This is a genomic window from Mesorhizobium sp. P2_A8, from assembly GCF_056404935.1.
The window spans coordinates 34,561-50,778 of record NZ_JBFUDB010000009.1 but is presented as its reverse complement, the minus strand read 5'-3'; the positions used below and the strand labels follow the sequence as shown (position 1 = coordinate 50,778).

14 protein-coding genes are annotated in these 16,218 nt (G+C 60.7%); 4 read left to right on the top strand and 10 right to left on the bottom strand.

The annotated features are described in order from the left end of the window. Nucleotides 1–27: 27 nt before the first annotated feature. Entirely contained in the window at nt 28–1,095 is a 1,068-nt protein-coding gene (locus tag AC1D10_RS25350; protein WP_477276739.1) for a BMP family ABC transporter substrate-binding protein, read from the top strand. 47 nt (nt 1,096–1,142) lie between these two features. Here the strand turns inward: AC1D10_RS25350 and AC1D10_RS25345 are convergent, their stop codons facing one another. The 7 genes from AC1D10_RS25345 to AC1D10_RS25315 form a co-directional block, all read right to left on the bottom strand. Then, nucleotides 1,143–2,252: an acyltransferase family protein gene (locus tag AC1D10_RS25345; protein ID WP_477276737.1), complete on the bottom strand. Its 1,110-nt coding sequence runs from the start codon at nt 2,250–2,252 to the stop codon at nt 1,143–1,145. A 100-nt stretch (nt 2,253–2,352) separates the two neighbouring features. Continuing rightward, nucleotides 2,353–3,666: a 30S ribosomal protein S12 methylthiotransferase RimO gene (rimO, locus tag AC1D10_RS25340; RefSeq protein ID WP_477276735.1), complete on the bottom strand. Its 1,314-nt coding sequence runs from the start codon at nt 3,664–3,666 to the stop codon at nt 2,353–2,355. Nucleotides 3,667–3,814: 148 nt separating this feature from the next. Beyond that, a complete protein-coding gene (locus AC1D10_RS25335; protein WP_379098011.1) occupies nt 3,815–4,474 on the bottom strand; it encodes a TerC family protein in 660 nt (219 codons plus the stop codon). Between the two features lie 185 nt (nt 4,475–4,659). After that, a complete protein-coding gene (locus AC1D10_RS25330; protein ID WP_379098008.1) occupies nt 4,660–5,067 on the bottom strand; it encodes a DUF930 domain-containing protein in 408 nt (135 codons plus the stop codon). Between the two features lie 56 nt (nt 5,068–5,123). Then, entirely contained in the window at nt 5,124–5,822 is a 699-nt protein-coding gene (locus tag AC1D10_RS25325) for a DUF2161 domain-containing phosphodiesterase (protein ID WP_477276732.1), read from the bottom strand. Between the two features lie 136 nt (nt 5,823–5,958). Then, nucleotides 5,959–6,753 (bottom strand): sterol desaturase family protein, encoded by a 795-nt coding sequence (locus tag AC1D10_RS25320; RefSeq protein WP_477276730.1) that lies wholly within the window; start codon nt 6,751–6,753, stop codon nt 5,959–5,961. A gap of 105 nt (nt 6,754–6,858) precedes the next feature. After that, nucleotides 6,859–7,782, bottom strand: a complete 924-nt coding sequence (locus tag AC1D10_RS25315; protein ID WP_477276728.1) for a hypothetical protein — start codon at nt 7,780–7,782, stop codon at nt 6,859–6,861. A gap of 215 nt (nt 7,783–7,997) precedes the next feature. Here AC1D10_RS25315 and AC1D10_RS25310 point away from each other — a divergent pair, with 215 nt between their 5' ends. Genes AC1D10_RS25310 through AC1D10_RS25300 form a run of 3 tightly spaced genes read left to right on the top strand, consistent with a single transcriptional unit; the run spans nt 7,998 to nt 11,376 of the window. Continuing rightward, entirely contained in the window at nt 7,998–8,684 is a 687-nt protein-coding gene (locus tag AC1D10_RS25310; RefSeq protein WP_477277372.1) for a TylF/MycF/NovP-related O-methyltransferase, read from the top strand. 14 nt (nt 8,685–8,698) lie between these two features. Continuing rightward, nucleotides 8,699–10,726, top strand: coding sequence for a glycosyltransferase (locus AC1D10_RS25305; protein ID WP_477276726.1), 2,028 nt, complete (start codon nt 8,699–8,701; stop codon nt 10,724–10,726). After that, nucleotides 10,726–11,376 carry a class I SAM-dependent methyltransferase gene (locus tag AC1D10_RS25300; protein WP_477276724.1) on the top strand — a complete coding sequence of 217 codons (651 nt, stop codon included), beginning with the start codon at nt 10,726–10,728 and terminating at the stop codon, nt 11,374–11,376. The genes AC1D10_RS25305 and AC1D10_RS25300 overlap by 1 nt, the downstream gene beginning before the upstream one ends. A gap of 73 nt (nt 11,377–11,449) precedes the next feature. On the opposite strand, the gene AC1D10_RS25295 is transcribed toward AC1D10_RS25300, so the two are convergent. The 3 genes from AC1D10_RS25295 to AC1D10_RS25285 are packed head-to-tail and all read right to left on the bottom strand — an operon-like array spanning nt 11,450 to nt 16,091. Then, complete coding sequence (locus AC1D10_RS25295; protein ID WP_477276722.1) at nt 11,450–12,790, bottom strand: HlyD family type I secretion periplasmic adaptor subunit; 1,341 nt, start codon at nt 12,788–12,790, stop codon at nt 11,450–11,452. Continuing rightward, nucleotides 12,790–14,583 carry a type I secretion system permease/ATPase gene (locus AC1D10_RS25290; RefSeq protein WP_477276720.1) on the bottom strand — a complete coding sequence of 598 codons (1,794 nt, stop codon included), beginning with the start codon at nt 14,581–14,583 and terminating at the stop codon, nt 12,790–12,792. Before AC1D10_RS25290 ends, AC1D10_RS25295 begins: the two co-directional genes overlap by 1 nt. A 17-nt stretch (nt 14,584–14,600) precedes the next feature. After that, nucleotides 14,601–16,091 carry a calcium-binding protein gene (locus tag AC1D10_RS25285; RefSeq protein WP_477276718.1) on the bottom strand — a complete coding sequence of 497 codons (1,491 nt, stop codon included), beginning with the start codon at nt 16,089–16,091 and terminating at the stop codon, nt 14,601–14,603. Nucleotides 16,092–16,218: the final 127 nt, after the last annotated feature.

The following is a 16,218-nucleotide window of genomic DNA, read 5'->3' as shown; positions in this document are numbered from 1 at the left end:
CAAGGCTTAACACAGAGAGGTAACACAATGAAAAAACTGCTTATTGCCCTGATGACCACGACAGCGGCATTGTCGCTGGCGGCGTCCGCAGAGGCAGCCGACAAATTGAAAGCCTGTTGGGTCTACACCGGCCCGATCGGCGATTTCGGCTATTCCTACCAGCACGATCAGGGCCGTCTCGAGGTGGAGAAGGCGCTCGGCGACAAGGTCGAAACCGCCTATCTCGAAAACGTCTCCGAGGGCCCCGATGCCGACCGCGCTTTCGAGCGCTTGGCGCGCGAAGGCTGCAAGATCATCTTCGGCACCTCCTTTGGCTTCATGGACCCGGAAGTGAAGGTGGCCAAGAAATTCCCCAAGGTGATGTTCGAGCACGCAACCGGCTACAAGACCGGTGACAATCTCGGCATCTACAACGCGCGTTTCTATGAAGGCCGCTATGTGCTCGGCCAGATCGCCGCCAAGGAATCGAAGGCCGGCGTCGCCGGTTACATCGTTTCCTTCCCGATCCCCGAAGTGGTGATGGGCATCAATTCCTTCATGCTCGGCGCGCAGTCGATCAACCCGAACTTCAAGGCCAAGATCGTCTGGGTGAACTCGTGGTTCGATCCGGGCAAGGAAGCCGACGCCGCCAAGGCGTTGTTCGACCAGGGCGCCGACATCATCGTCCAGCACACCGATTCGACCGCCGCCCTGCAGGTGGCGGAAGAGCGCAAGCTGCACGGCTTCGGCCAGTCCTCCGACATGATCAAGTTCGCGCCGAACGCGCAGCTGACCTCGCTTACCGACGAATGGGGGCCGTACTACATCAGCCGGGTCCAGGCTGCCCTCGACGGCACCTGGAAGCCGGACAATGTCTGGCTTGGCATCAAGGACGGCGCGGTCAAGCTCGCGCCCTACACCAACATGCCCGACGACGTGAAGGCGATGGCCGAAGCCACCGCAAAGAAGATCGCCGGCGGCTGGAATCCCTTCACCGGACCGATCGCCAAGCAGGACGGTACGCCGTGGCTGAAGGATGGCGAGGTCGCCGATGACGGCACGCTGCTCGGCATGAATTTCTATGTGAAGGGTGTCGACGACAAGCTGCCGCAGTAAACGGCACAGGATACCAAAAAGAAAAGGGCGCCGTGTGGCGCCCTTTTTCATTCGGCGGCTTGCGTCCCGGCTTGGGTGCGGCGAAATCTCGCCGAGCTGCCGACATCGACCGCGCGGCCGAGCCAAATCCTGAGCAGCCGCTGCGCCGGTTGTTCGCAGCAGCGCCAGATCGCCCACGAAACAATGAGCATGAGTGCGATGCAGCCAAAGGCAGCAAGCCATTTGCCGACCAGAGGAGCTGCGGCATTGATGGCGAGATAGCCGATGTTCTGGTGCAGCAGATAGAGCGGATAGGTCAGCCCGCCGAGAGCCAGGGTGAGGGCCGATGACTGGACACGATGGCGCAACAGCACCGCGCCGATGAGCGCGCCATGCATGACGACATTGGCGACGACGAGATTGGCCGACGAAACAGCAAGGCCGTAGTGGTCCAGCATCCAGTGCTGCGTCACGGATAGCGTGCCGCATGAGATCAGGAACGCGGCTGCAAGCAGCAGCAAGGCGGGCAGGGAACGGCCATGCGCATGGAGGTGGTGGACCAGCACGCCGGCGGCGAAGAACGGCCCGAACTCGGTGATGAACAGCAACCTTGCCGCGCCGCTGCCGAGGAAGAATTCGTTGAAAGCCGAGATCGCCAGCCAGATGAAGATCAGCTCCAGCTTGCGTCTCTGGAAGAGCCCGGTGAACAGGGCCAGCGTCACCCAACCGTAGAAAACCAGTTCAAGAACGATCGACCAGTAGACGCCATCCATGAAAGGCTGGCCGAAGGCCGGCGCGAACATCGACAGATTGGCGGCATATTGGACAAAAGAGGCCGGAAGCAGCGGTGTGCCGGAAAGGATGACGATCGCGAAAGTGATCGTCATGCAGAACAGGAAGCCCGGATAGAGGCGAACGAAACGCGCCATCGCGAACTGGTCCCAGCTGCGGTTTTCCGCAGACCAGGCAATGACGAAGCCGCTGATCAGAAAGAACAGATTGACGCCGAGATAGCCATGGATGGCGATCGGTGCGGCAAGCGGATATCCCTCCGAGAGAAAGCCTTCGGCGGCCGCACCACGAAAGAAATAGTGAAAGAGCACGACAGCCAGCGCCGCAGCCAGCCTGAGCAGGTCCAGCGTGGCGATGTAGTCCTGCCTGGCGGGGCTGACGTCCATCCGAATTTTCCGCATTCCCGGTCGGGAAGCCATACTGCGGATCGTGGCGGAGTGGGTTAAAAGGCCGAACTATTGCTGAATGTAGTAAATGCGCGGAGCGTCAGACCGCCGAGCCGTAGAGGTCATAGGCATCGGCGCGGTCGATCTTGACGGTGACGATGTCGCCGGCACGCAGCGGACGGCGCGACTGGATGTGCACCGAGCCGTCGATTTCGGGCGCATCGTATTTGGTGCGGCCTTTTGCCGATGTGCCATGCGCTTCATCGATCAGCACCGGCAGGCGCTTGCCGACCTTCTTGGCCAGTTGCGTCGCCGAGATCTTCTGCTGGCGCTGCATGAAGCGATGCCAGCGCGCTTCCTTGATCTCCTGCGGAACCTGTTCGAGACCGAGGTCGTTGGAGCGGGCGCCACGCACCGGCTCGTATTTGAAGCAGCCGGCGCGATCGATCCTGGCCTCGTCCAGCCAGTCGAGCAGCATTTCGAAATCCTCGTCCGTCTCGCCGGGGAAGCCGACGATGAACGTCGAGCGAATGGCCAGATCCGGGCAGACCTCGCGCCAGCCGCGAATGCGTTCGAGCGTCTTTTCGCCATGGGCGGGCCGGCGCATGTTCTTCAGCACCTGCGGCGAGGCGTGCTGGAACGGAATGTCGAGATAGGGAAGGATCTTGCCCTCGGCCATCAGCGGGATCACGTCCGCGACATGCGGATAGGGGTAGACATAGTGCATGCGCACCCAGATGCCGAGCTTGCCCAGTTCCTCGGAAAGATCGAGGAATTTCGCCCGCACTTCGCGATCGCCGAACATGCTGGTCTGGTACTTGATGTCGATGCCGTAGGCGCTGGTGTCCTGCGAGATGACGAGGATCTCCTTGACGCCGGCCTTGGCCAGTTTCTCGGCCTCGCGCAGCACATCGGCCGCGGGGCGCGAGACGAGGTCGCCACGAAGTGCTGGAATGATGCAGAAGGTGCACCGGTTGTTGCAGCCTTCGGAAATCTTGAGATAGGCGTAGTGGCGCGGGGTCAGCTTGACGCCTTGTGGCGGCAGCAGGTCGATATAGGGATCGTGCGACGGTGGCGCCGCTTCGTGAACGGCAGCCATCACGCTCTCATAGGCCTGCGGCCCGGTGATCGCCAGCACATTGGGGTGCCTCTCGCGAATGACGTCCGGCTCGGCACCAAGGCAGCCGGTGACGATGACCCTGCCGTTTTCCGAAAGCGCGGAACCGATGGCGTTGAGCGACTCGTCGCGGGCGGAATCGAGAAAGCCGCAGGTGTTGACCACGACCAGGTCGGCGCCGTCATGCTTGCGTGCTATCTCGTAGCCCTCGGCGCGCAGGCGCGTGATGATGCGTTCCGAATCCACAAGGGCCTTCGGGCATCCAAGACTGACAAAACTCACGCGAGGAGCGGACATATAGCGTTTCCGGGCTTTTCAGGATTGCCGGCGCAGTACCACACTTATTGCGGCATTGGTATGGGCACGCCTTCGATGCGGCAAAACGCACGGCGATTGCGCTGCGGAACATACTTTTCCGGATCGAAGAAGCGGCAGGAGGGGGGCCTCAGCCGACCGCGCCGTTTACATGCGGCCAGACTTCCACTGCGCCACGATAGACCATGTCCACCGCCACATAGAGAATGATCAGCAGACCGATATAGGCGATCCAGCGGTGGCGATGCAGCAGCTTGGCAATGAAAGTCGCCGCGAGCCCCATCAGTGCAATCGACAACACCAGGCCGATGACCAGCACCGGGAAATGATCGCGCGCAGCACCCGCGACGGCCAGCACGTTGTCGAGCGACATCGACACGTCAGCGACGACGATCTGCAACGCTGCCTGGCCGAGCGTCTTACGTTTCGTCTTGCCGGCCACCATCTTGTCGCTGTCGAGATCGGAGTTCGACAGCGCTTCGGTCGCTTCCAGCTCGTCGGCATGGGACGTGCGCAGCTCGCGGTACATCTTCCAGCAGACCCACAGCAGCAAGATACCGCCGGCCAGCAGCAGGCCGACGATCGCCAGGAGCTTGACGGTAACCGCGGCAAAGCCGATGCGTAGCACCGTTGCCGCCAGCACACCGATGAGGATCGCCTTCTTGCGCTGTTCGGTCGGCAGGCCGGCGGCAGCCAGCCCGATGACGATCGCATTGTCTCCCGCGAGCACGAGGTCGATGGCGATGACCTGGAGCAGGGCGGTCAGGCTGGCAGCGCTGAAAATGTCCATCGACCGGAAGCCCTTGCTGATTTGCCGAGTGTTCGTCGATTATCCAGACGGCCCTAACTTGGTGGTCCCTTGACGTCAAGGGATCACTCGTTACGACGTGCCCGAACCATCTTTGCGCCGAAGCCGGATTGAGGATCGGCGGCGCTCGCCTGCAGCCGGGCAAAACCACCACTGCCGATCAAAAATCAGTCGTAGAGATTGTACTTTGCCCAATCGGCTTCCGGAATCTCGTCGCCGATCCGATAGCGGAGCTGCAAGACTTCCATATGATCCGGCGCCGTCTGACACTTGAATTTCAGCCGGTACCATTGCCCCTTGCTGCGAAATGCGGCACCCGGGCTCCTGATTGCATCAGCGCCCATCTCGGGTGTCGCGAAGGCGTAGGCGACGACGCGATCGGCCTTGAACTTGCGATCGTCGTGGGTGATCCGGTCGAGCACTTCGGCGTCGCAACGCTGTTCGAGCCGGGTTTGGGGATCGAGTTTCAACAACCCGGCACGCAATGCACTGTCCATTGCGTTGGCTGGAAAACTCAGTGTCACGGACGCCAGGGCGGTCATGCAGAGCTTCTTCATGGGCGGGAGAAGCAGCATATTTTGTCGGAGAAATCAACCAAGGGGATCACCTCGGACCCGGCATGCATCCTCAATTAGATGGCCGGAGCGTTCAACATTACGTGTCGAGATTCATCGTGCGATGCCTGCGGCCAACGGACCAGCGAGGCGCGGCCGGCATCCGTGAGATCATAGAGGCCGCGGTCGACGCGCGCGAACCAGCCATAGACATTGTGCCGCAGAATTTTCGGCGCGATCGGCGTCAGCGCCTTCAGATCGCGCGGGCGCTTGGGTCCATCCACCATGGCGGCGGCGCAGGCGAGGGCGCTCTGGCGATAGGCGGTCATGATCGGATTGCGCGATCCTCCTCCCGCGACAGGATCGCCGCGACGGCGCTGGTGCTCGTCGACCAGGCGAGAGCGACGGTGCGTATTCTTGCGCGGCGCCACGGCGATCGGGCTGAGAAGCACCTCGACCCGGTCATTGGCGGTAACGCCAAGCAGGCCGAAGCCAAGCCGGCGGCAGAGATTGCGAAACCGCGCATCGCCTTCGCGTCCCTTGCCCCGGGCCGACAGGCGCGCGGCCAGCCACACCTCGTCGCAGGCCGTCGCGCGATCGACACCTTGCAGCACCAGTTCAAGATTGAACTGCAGCTTCAGCTCGCAGATGACGACGATGGGCGGCTCTCCGTCGCGCAGCGCGACGATGTCGCAGCCGCCGATCTCGCCCTTGACGACAAAGTCGAGGGTTTCGAGGAACCGCTTCACCGGCGCATAGAGTGAGGTCTCGTTCATGCCTCAAGGCTTAGCCGATTCGGTGCAAAAAGCCTTCCAGCTGTGCGGCGTCTTGCGACCTGCCGAAAGCAGGTTGGTATGAAGCGCCGCGTATTGCGTTCTCAGGAATGACCCAGGTGCCCGTCGATGTTGGCCATCAGGCTTCGGTGCTCGGCGCTGTTCGGTTCGACAGCTTCCTGCGCAGCAGCGGATAGCCGGTCTGACCAAAGTAGGTAGAGGGGATCGGATCATCGACGCCGTACTTCTCCGGCACCTTGTTGCCGGTGGCATTGTAGGTGCCGAACACCACGTCCAGCAGAGGCAACTGACCGGCGAAGTTCTTGTCGTAGGCTTCGCGCTGGTTGGCATGGTGCCAGCGATGGAATTGCGGGCTGGCGACCAGCCATTTCAAGGGTCCAAACGAAATCCGCACATTCGAATGAACAAGCAGCGTGTGCCAGAAGTAGATGCCCGAAAAGACGGCGATCGAGGCTTCGGAGAAGCCAAGGAAAAAGATCGGTGTCAGCGATATTGCCTTCGTGAGGATGGCGTCGATCGGATGGGAATGGAAAGCCCCGAGCCAGTCCAGTTCGTCAATGCCGTGATGAACTGCATGGAACTTCCAGAGCGCAGGGATTTCGTGGAAGGCCCTATGCGTCCAATAGACGCCGATGTCTGTGATCAGGATGATTTCGGCAACCTGCAGCCATATGGGCTGACCACTGACGGCCTGGGTTATCGATTGCGGGACAAGGATTGCAGCGGCGCCGAGGGCACTGGCCGCCATCATGATGATGGCTGCCTTTATGATGAAGCCGTTGAACAGCACATAAATCAGATCGACAGCCAAGCCCTTGCGGAAGATCTTCTGCGGCCGCTCGGCAAACAGATGTTCGAACGGAATGAAGATCAGCGCGCAGATCAACAGCGACTTGATGCCAAAGATATCCATTCGCCCGCCTCTGTCGCCTTGTCTTCGCCAGTGCGCCACTTGCGCTTCCAGCTCATGAGAAGAACCACATCTCCCTTTCAAAAGGCTGAAGCGGTCTCCCGCCAATCAGCGTGCAAAGCCACGTTTGATACGATCGACCACCGCCCTGACCGGGGTAGATGCACGCCACGTCGTGCTCGACAACATGGCGTCCAGGCGAGCTTGCGCGTCCCGGCACGCCTCTCGCGTACGTTCAATCTCCTCGACCAAGCGCGAATTGTCCGAGCGCAGATGCTCCAGCTCGGCATCATTTTGGCGCGAGTGCACGCTGGCTATGTGAGACCATAGCTGCCGTTGCCATCGGTCCAGGGAAGTCTCCCGGTCCAACGCGTGAGGCTGGAGCTGATCCCGGACCGCGGATGCCAGCCTGCCGAGGCCTATCACGGCCACGGTGTCTGGAAGGAACACCGTCTCGTGCGTGATGCCGAGACGATCGAGAAAGCGCTCCGCATTGACAATCGCGTCCGCGATCAGGTTGGCGTCGTGGAAGGAAACGATGCAGTCCGGTTTCATAAGCGACAGGACGCCGACAAAGTCCGAAAAACAGGCCGTGTTCGTGTGCTCTGCGTCGATAAGCGCGAGCGTTGCCTTGGGCCCGATCGACTCCGGAGGTACAGCGGAGACGTCGCTATCAATGGTGGTCAGTTTGGCCAATGCGGCGGGCGGAAGCCTGTCCGACAGCAGGGCGATCATCCGGGCCGCGGTGTTGTCGGGGTAGTGAAAAACCTCGGCACGTTCGTCGGGCTGGGTCGCTGGACGCAGATCGACCGATATCGCCGCCTCACAGGTCGGATCGATCAGGTGCGGTAACAGGCTGCCGCCGATATCCGAGCCAACCTCGAGGTAGACGTAGCGGCCGAGCATCGATCGGGCGAAGTTCTGCACGCGCAGGAAACTTGTTTGGTCACTGAGCGTGCTTCCGCTATTGACTTGGAAAACAGCAGTGTCGAGCGTCTCGATCATGCCCATCGCTTGATTGGCGGTTAGCATTCAGGGGACTCCGTTGGACAATTAGTTGCAGCTCGCCTGCATCGCGCGGCTGGGCTGGATCGTGCAAATCCTGTTGCACTTCGGCTGGATATCCGCAACAGCGTATTTCGATACGGAACCGGTGATGCCTTGAAAGGTCGACGATGAACCGCCTCTATACAGATCTTCTGATCAAGATCATCGCCAATACAATCTACGGCTCTGGTTCGCAGGTGATGGATCCCTCGAAAATGGGAGAGTCGACCCCTTTCAAGCGCGAGGATCGCCTCGTGGGTCGCGATTGGCCGACGGTTGCTCATTCGATGGCGGGCATCAGGCGTCTGACGAATGTGCGCGATCTCGTCCAGCGCGCCATCGATGAGAACGTGCCCGGGGATTTCATTGAAACCGGCGTCTGGCGCGGCGGCTGCTGTATTCTCATGAGAGGTGTGCTTGCCGCCAACGGGATCAAGGACAGGAAGGTCTACGTTGCGGACTCATTCGACGGTTTGCCACCGCCGGACCCCGAGAATTTTCCGGCTGATCGGGGTGACACGCTGCACGAGTTCCGGCAGTTGGCGATCGATCAGGCACAGGTCGAATCCAACTTTGCCGCCTATGACCTCTTGGACGACCAGGTGGTCTTCGTCAAAGGCCTGTTTGGAGACACCTTGCCTGGCCTGAAAGCCGGTCCATTCGCCCTGATTCGACTGGACGGCGACATGTATGAGTCGACGACGGACAGCCTCGATGCGCTCTATCCTCGGCTGTCGCCCGGCGGATTCGCGATCATCGACGACCTTGCGCTTCCTCCATGCCGGCAAGCGGTCGAGGACTACCGCGCGCGCAACGGCATCAAAGCCGAGCTCCACGAGATAGACTGGACAGGCGGTTGGTGGCAGAAGCCAATGGCTGACAACTGAGCCACGGAAGCGCGATGAAAACGAACTACCTGTCCGTCGTCGTTGTCGCCTACAACATTCCCCGAGAACTGCCGCGAACCTTGCTTTCGCTCGCATCGCCTTATCAGCAAGGCGTGACGGCGGACGATTACGAGGTCATCGTCATCGACAACGGATCATCACCGGCCGTTGGCGAGGGTTTGGTTGCGGACTATGGGCCGAACTTTCGGCTGTTGCGCATCGACGACGCGTCACCCTCGCCCGCTGCTGCCGTCAACCGCGGGATCAAGGAGGCGAGGGGGGACAAGATCGGCGTGATGATCGACGGCGCGCGGATCGTGACGCCCGGGTTGGTGCATTTCGCTCGCATCGGCCTGGGCATGGCTCCGACGGCAGTCGTGGCCGCGCCTGGCTGGTATCTTGGCAGCGACACCCAGGTGAATGCCCGTAGCAATGGCTATACGAAGGCCATCGAGGATTCGCTTTTGCAATCGATCCGATGGCCGGAAGATGGGTATCGGCTGTTCGAGATCGGGACGACGGACGAGTCGTCGGTCGATCCGTGGTTCACCCCGATATCCGAAGCCAATGCCCTGTTCATGAGCCGGGAGAGCTGGCAGACGATCGGCGGCATGGATGAGCGCTTCACCTATCCGGGAGGCGGCTTCGTCAACATCGACACGCTGGAACGTGCGATGGAGATGCCGCGGGCAAAGCTCATCCTCACGCTTGGCGAGGCTACATTTCACCAGTTGCATGGAGGTGTCGCCACCAACGCAACCGTCGAGCAGCCCAAACACTGGCTCCTCTGGAAGGCCGAAAGGGACGCGTTGAGGGGTCGCGAGGACTTTAGCTTTCACGCCCCCTCGGCTTTCGTGGGATCGCTGCCTCCAGCGCTTGCGCCGCACCTTGCCCGCGCCCTGATTGTGTCTCCACACGGCGCCGGGCCAGCCACGGCCGCGGGCTTCAGGGCGCAATTGAAACCGTCGGAAGAACCCGCGCCGACCAACCAGGCAGCCGCGGTGCTTGTCGAGTTGGCCAAGGTCGAGTTGGAGCGCGGGAATTACAAGGCGGCGGCAGACGTCGCCCGCATGGCAAGCAGCCATGCACCCGCCGAGCTGGCAACGTCGCGCGTGCTTTTGGCCGCCGGCGTTCTTTCGCGGTACAATCAGCATCGGGATGCCGCCTATTTCACGGCCATGGGTGATGCGCACCGTGCCATCGGCGAGAACGAAGCGGCTGATAGTCAATACCGCAACGCACTGGCGCTTGCCGCCGATAGCGTGGGTGCCCATACCGGCTTGGCCAGCATGCGGATGTCGGGGCCCTTCTACTACGACTGGCTGGAGCGCCTTTATGCAGAGCTGAAGCCCGCCGTGGTGGTGGAGATAGGCGTCTTTGACGGCGTATCGCTTTCCAAGATCAAGGCTCCAACCCTTGCAATAGGCATCGATCCCAATCCACGCGCGACGGTGGTGCTCGGCGCGGAGACGCACATTTTTCCGGAGACGAGTGACGCCTTCTTTGATCGCGGTGGAGCGGACGCCTTGCTTGCCGGCCGCCCGGTCGGCGTCGGATTCATCGACGGTTTGCACACCTTCGACCAGGTGCTGCGCGATTTCGCGAACCTTGAACGCTATTGCGACGCCGGCTCGGTTCTGCTCGTGCACGACACCGCCGCCCTGGACGATGCGACGCAAAAGGTTCCGCCAACAACGCAATTCCACACCGGCGATGTCTGGAAATTGGTTCCGGCACTCAAGACGCTGCGGCCGGACCTCGACGTGTTCACCATTGCCACGCCCTGGACCGGGCTCACCGTCATATCTGGCTTCGGCAAGGGCAGATATGATCGTTCATGGATTGTCGACGCGGGCCAACGCTTTGCAAACATGAAGTTTGCCGAGATCGAGGCAAATCTTGGCGAAGCGCTTTGCCTGGTTGCAAACGAATGGGAGCCCGTGTTTGCGCGGCTCAGAGCCAACCTCGCCGGCAAAGGCGGTGGCAGTCACAATAAGGGCAACTGGCGGCGGCAAATTGCGAAGCTGATGAAGAGGCTATGATGGGCGGGTTCCTGCATCAGTACTTTTTGAACAACAGCGGCAAGGAGATGTACAAGTGGCTGCACTATTTCGACGTCTACGAACGCCACTTCGAACGGTTCCGAAACCGAAGGCCGGTCGTCGTTGAAATCGGCGTCTACAAGGGAGGATCGCTCGAGATGTGGCGTGCCTATTTTGGCGAGGGCGCGCGAATCGTCGGAATAGACATCGATCCTGCATGCAAGGCGCACGAGTCCGAAGGGGTTGAGGTCTTCATCGGGAGTCAGGACGACCCTCAACTTCTCGATCGGATCGTCGGGAAATATGGCCCCATCGACATCGTCATCGATGATGGCAGCCACATGATGGATCACGTCATCGCGACATTCGAGCATCTCTATCATCACGTGCAGCCGAACGGGGTCTACTTCGTCGAGGACACGCATACGAGCTATTGGGATGACTATGGCGGCGGGCTGCGCAAGCCGGGATCGTTCATGGAATTCGCCAAGGGAAAGCTCGACGAGATCAACGCGCATCACACGCGCGGCGCCTTGCCGCCGAACGCCTTCACCAATGCAACAGACTCGATCTGTGTCTATGACAGCATTGTCGTCTTTGAAAAACGGCCGCAGGGCAAACGTCAATCCCTCTTCACAGGACAGGGATAGAATCCGCTCACGGGCACACGCCTGCGGGTCGGTCCGAACTGGAGGTAATCTGCGCCTAACGATCTTGGGGCAATTATTCCCTGAAGGCCCGGGAGAGCTGATCGGTGATGGGTTTCATCAGATAAGACCAGACAGTGCGGTCACCGGTCTGGATATGCAATTCGGCAGGCATGCCCGGAATGAGCCGGGTTGCCGTTTTCAGGCAGGTCGCCTCGTCTGTAATGTTGATGCGGGCCTCGTAATAGGCAGTCTTGTTGGCTGCGTCCTTGACCAGATCGGGGGAGATCCGATCCACCGTTCCATGACACTCCGGCGTGGTGTTGCGGTCGAAGGCCGAGAAGCGGATGACGACCGCCTGGCCAAGGCTGACATCGTCGATGCGCAAGGGCGGAACCTGGGCATCGATCACCAGATCGTCCGTCTGCGGCACGATCAGCATCATGGTCTCGCCAGATGCGACAACGCCGCCAACCGTGTGGATCGCAAGTTCCTGCACCACGCCTGATTGCGGGGCCTTTATCGTCATATGGCCCAGCTGGTCTATGGCCACCTGCTTGCGCTCCACCAGTTCGGCCTCCTTGCCTTCGGCCTCGCGCAGGTCGGCATTGGCGCTTTTGCGAAAGTCGTTGTCGAGCTGGATCCTGGCCAGCGCGTTCTCGCTGATGCGCCCTTCTACTTCGGCGATCGCAGCCAGGAGCCTTCCAGCCTCGCCCTTTTGCTGGATCGTCTGCGTCTTCAAAGCGGTCAGGCGGTCCAACGATGCGAACCTCTTGGCGTAGAGATCCTGGATAATGGTGAGATCGTTGGTCGCCAGGTCAAGAGCTTCCAGGGCTGCGGCGCGCTGGGCTTTGAGGCCTTCGATCTGTTCGCGATATTGATCGTTGCGGGTTCCAAGCTGCGCCTTCTGGCTTTCCAGAAGCGTCATGTTGCTTTGATGCAGCGCGTTTTCACCCGCGATGAGGATCGCCATTGCGGGATCGCTGGCCCGGGCGGACAGATCGTCCGGGATGATCATCTCGTCGCGGCCAATGGTCTCTGCCTCCAGGCGGGTCATTTGCAGCCGCGCGCGGTCCAGCTGTTGGCCGACGATGCCGAGATTTGCGCGCGCCACCGTATCGTCGAAGCGAACCAGGATCTGGCCGGCCGTAACCTTGTCGCCATTTCGCACAAGGATTTCGCTGACGGTTCCGCCGGTCTGCTCCTGCACCTTCTTCACATTCGATTCCACCACCACCGTTCCGTTGGCGATGACCGCACCGGCAAGGGATGTGGTCCCGGCCCAGATGCCGATGCCGCCAACAAGTGCCGCGACAACGACAAGGCCGGTTCCAATGGTCGATCGAACTCCGTCATCGCGCATCGACGGGCGTTGCAATGCGGGCAGGGTTGCTGCGTGCGTTGCCGCCTGGGTCATCAGGGCCGCCTGTCATGCAAGGTCACGACCGTTGGTACACGCTCGCCGCCCGGGTTCTGTTCAGGCCGCACATTGGCCGGGCGCGTCATCTTCGCCAGCACTTCGTCCCGTGGTCCCATCGCCTGTACCGTTCCGCCGGCCATGACCAGCACGTTATCGATATTCGCCAAAGCTGCGGGCCGATGCGCGATGACGACGATGATGCCACCTCGATCGCGCACGCCCCTTATGGCGGTGCCCAAGGCGATGTCGCCTTCGCCGTCCAGATTGGAATTCGGTTCGTCCAGTACTACGAGGAACGGGTCGCCATACAATGCCCTCGCCAGACCTACCATCTGGCGCTGGCCTCCGGACAGCGCGGAGCCGCCTTCGCCGATACGCGTCTGGAAGCCGTCGCTCAGCCGGAGGATCATCTGTTTGACCCCGGCAGCTTCTGCCGCCGCAACGACGGCATCCGCGCTCGCATTGGCATTGAAACGGTTGATGTTCTCGGCAACTGTACCCTCGAACAACTCGATGTCCTGCGGCAGGTATCCGATGTCGCGTCCAAGTGCTTCTTCATCAAATTGATCAAGTGCGGCCGCATCGAGACGCACAGTGCCGCGAAGCGGGGTCCATGCGCCGACGAGCGCGCGCGCCAGCGTGGACTTGCCTGACGCGCTTGCTCCGATGACGCCCAGCCCGGCTCCCGCCTGCAAGGAGAACGCCACATTCTGGATGATCGGTTTTTGCTGGCCGGGAGCACCGACCGAAATGGCCTCGACCGACAGCGTCTCCCGCGGTCGCGGAAGCGTCAGAGGCGCTTCTTGTGCATCGGCATTGCGCAGCATCTGCTTGAGCCGGCCATAGCTCTGTCTGGCAGAAACCCATGGCCGCCAATTGGCAATGACGAGATCGACGGGCGACAGTGCCCTGGCAAGCATGATCGACGTCGCAATCATGACGCCAGGCGACGCCTCGCCTTCGATCACCAGGTAAGCGCCAAGTCCGAGCATCAGCGATTGCAGAATCATCCGCCACGTACGGGACACGGTCCCGGTGGCGCCGACGACGTCGGTAATGCGCAACTGATTGGCAAGATACGCTTCGCTCCGGTCTTGCCAGAGACGGCTGATACGAGGTCCCATGCCAAGCGCGCGGACCACCTCCGCATTCCGGCGCCCGGCGTCGGAAAGCTGCCTGCGGGAAATGGACGATTCCATCGCTCGTTTGGCGGGTCCCCGGCTTAGCCCTTCGGCAACCAGCGTCAGCAGCACGCTCACGATCGCGCCGCCTGTCGCAAGCGCTCCAAGCAGCGGGTGGAGGAAGAAGATGCCGACCAGATAGAAGGGCAGCCAGGGTAAATCGAAGAATGCTGTCGGCCCCGATCCCGAGATGAAGCTGCGTATCTGGTCGAGATCGCCGATCGGCTGAAGCCGTGTGCCTTCCTGGCCGGACCTGAGAGGGAGCGAGACAGAGAGAGCAAAGACAGCGGGTTGCAGGCTTGTATCGAAACGCCTGCCGATCCGTGCAAGGAGCCTGAGCCGCAGGAGATCAAGCAAACCATAGGCGATATAAAGACCCGCCATGGCGATCGAGAGCACTGTCAGGGTTGGAATGCTATGCGAAGGCAGGACGCGGTCATAGACCTGAAGCATGTAGAGCGAGCCGGTCAGGCCAAGCAGATTGATCATTCCTGAGAACAGGGCAACGCAAACCAGCGCCGCGGCGCACGACCTCAGCGCCCGGCTGGGCGCGGACAGGCCCGTTGGGGCGGCACGGGAGCCGCCACGGTTCTGTATCTGAATTGCCACGTGCCCCCGCTTAAAGTTCAGACTACGACGAAATCGGCATTCGTCAGCGCCAGGTTTGCGGCGAGAGTGGCGAAATGGGTCGAGCCGCCCGCCGCATTGCCGTTGCTGTCATAATAGAGCCAGCCGGTGTCGGTCTCGTAAATGATGTGATCGTTGCCGTCGCCGGCAAGACCCGTGGTGTTCTTGATGAACTGGTCGGCCGTCAGCGTGCCGTTGCCGCCAAGCGCTGCAAAGATCAAATTGTCGACCTGGATGGTGTCGTCGACCACCGAGAAGTCGGTGATGTGGTCGACATTGGTCGATGCATTGAGCGCTGAGGTGAAGACGAAGCTGTCCTGACCCTGAGCGCCGGACAGCGTGTCGTTGCCGCCGAGCCCATTGATGATGTTGTTGCCGGAATTGCCGCCGATGACGTTGGCGATGGAATTGCCGGTGCCGTTGATGTTTCCTGCGCTGCGCAGCTGCAGGTTTTCCAGCTCCTGGCCGGAGAGATTGAAGCTGACATAGGCCTGCACATTGTCGGTGCCTTGACCAATCACATCGACCACGTGATCGCCCGCATTGTCGACATAATAGGTGTCGTTGCCCTGAGCGCCGCTCATCGTGTCGGCGCCGCCAAGGCCGTTGATGATGTTGTTGCCACTGTTGCCGTTGATAATGTTGGCAATCGAATTGCCGGTGCCGTTGATGGATGCGGCGCCGCGCAATTGCAGGTTCTCCAGCTCCTGGCCGGAGAGGTTGAAGCTGACATAGGCCTGCACATTGTCGGTGCCCTGGCCGATGGTCTCAATGACATGGTCGCCGGCATTGTCGACATAGTAGGTGTCATTGCCTTGAGCGCCGCTCATCGTGTCGGCGCCGCCCATTCCGTCGATGATGTTGTTGCCACTGTTGCCGTTGATGACATTGGCAATGGAATTGCCGGTGCCGTTGATCGAGGCCGCGCCGCGCAGCGCCAGATTTTCGATCTCCTGGCCGCTCATGTTGAAGCTGACATAGCTCTGCACATTATCCGTGCCCTGGCCATTCACCTCAATGACGTGGTCGCCGACATTGTCGACCCAGTAGGTGTCATTGCCGATGCCACCCTGCATGGTGTCGGCGCCTGCGCCGCCATTCAAGGTGTCGGCGCCGCCGAATCCATAGAGCACGTCGTGCAGAGGCGTTCCGTTCAGCGTGTCATTGCCACTCAGCGCAAGATTGAGCAGGCCCATCGTGTCATTGGTCAGGACGAAGCTCACAACGTCGGTGGCTGCTACGTTCAGGCCCGTGATCTGCAACACCGTGCCGCCAGCCACGACATACAGGACGGATGTGATCGTTCCACCGGTAGGGACGCCGGCGCTATAAGTGAATCCAGAGCCCTGAAAGAGTGTGTAATTCGACGCGTCGTCAAAAAACCTTGCATATTGAGGCTGCGGGTCCTCGAAGTCGTAGTCGAGCAGTGCTCCCACCTGCAGCGTATCGAAATTCAGCCCAAAAACCGTACCACCGCTGACCACAGCCATGACGTTCTCCCAGCCAAGATTAATACCCCACCGTATAACTTACGAGGTTTTCTGAACCAGTACAACTGACCGTTTTTACTTGCAGTTGGCCGGCGAGGGTAGGGACGGATTCGTTGCGATGGACTTT

Coding starts and splice junctions, on each gene's coding strand:
- AC1D10_RS25320 (WP_477276730.1), bottom strand. CDS start 6,753: ATGGATATCTTTGGCATCAAGTCGCTGTTGATCTGCGCGCTGATCTTC.
- AC1D10_RS25315 (WP_477276728.1), bottom strand. CDS start 7,782: ATGCTAACCGCCAATCAAGCGATGGGCATGATCGAGACGCTCGACACT.
- AC1D10_RS25330 (WP_379098008.1), bottom strand. CDS start 5,067: ATGCTGCTTCTCCCGCCCATGAAGAAGCTCTGCATGACCGCCCTGGCG.
- AC1D10_RS25305 (WP_477276726.1), top strand. CDS start 8,699: ATGAAAACGAACTACCTGTCCGTCGTCGTTGTCGCCTACAACATTCCC.
- AC1D10_RS25335 (WP_379098011.1), bottom strand. CDS start 4,474: ATGGACATTTTCAGCGCTGCCAGCCTGACCGCCCTGCTCCAGGTCATC.
- AC1D10_RS25285 (WP_477276718.1), bottom strand. CDS start 16,091: ATGGCTGTGGTCAGCGGTGGTACGGTTTTTGGGCTGAATTTCGATACG.
- AC1D10_RS25325 (WP_477276732.1), bottom strand. CDS start 5,822: ATGAACGAGACCTCACTCTATGCGCCGGTGAAGCGGTTCCTCGAAACC.
- AC1D10_RS25300 (WP_477276724.1), top strand. CDS start 10,726: ATGGGCGGGTTCCTGCATCAGTACTTTTTGAACAACAGCGGCAAGGAG.
- AC1D10_RS25310 (WP_477277372.1), top strand. CDS start 7,998: ATGGATCCCTCGAAAATGGGAGAGTCGACCCCTTTCAAGCGCGAGGAT.
- AC1D10_RS25350 (WP_477276739.1), top strand. CDS start 28: ATGAAAAAACTGCTTATTGCCCTGATGACCACGACAGCGGCATTGTCG.
- AC1D10_RS25345 (WP_477276737.1), bottom strand. CDS start 2,252: ATGGACGTCAGCCCCGCCAGGCAGGACTACATCGCCACGCTGGACCTG.
- AC1D10_RS25295 (WP_477276722.1), bottom strand. CDS start 12,790: ATGACCCAGGCGGCAACGCACGCAGCAACCCTGCCCGCATTGCAACGC.
- rimO (WP_477276735.1), bottom strand. CDS start 3,666: ATGTCCGCTCCTCGCGTGAGTTTTGTCAGTCTTGGATGCCCGAAGGCC.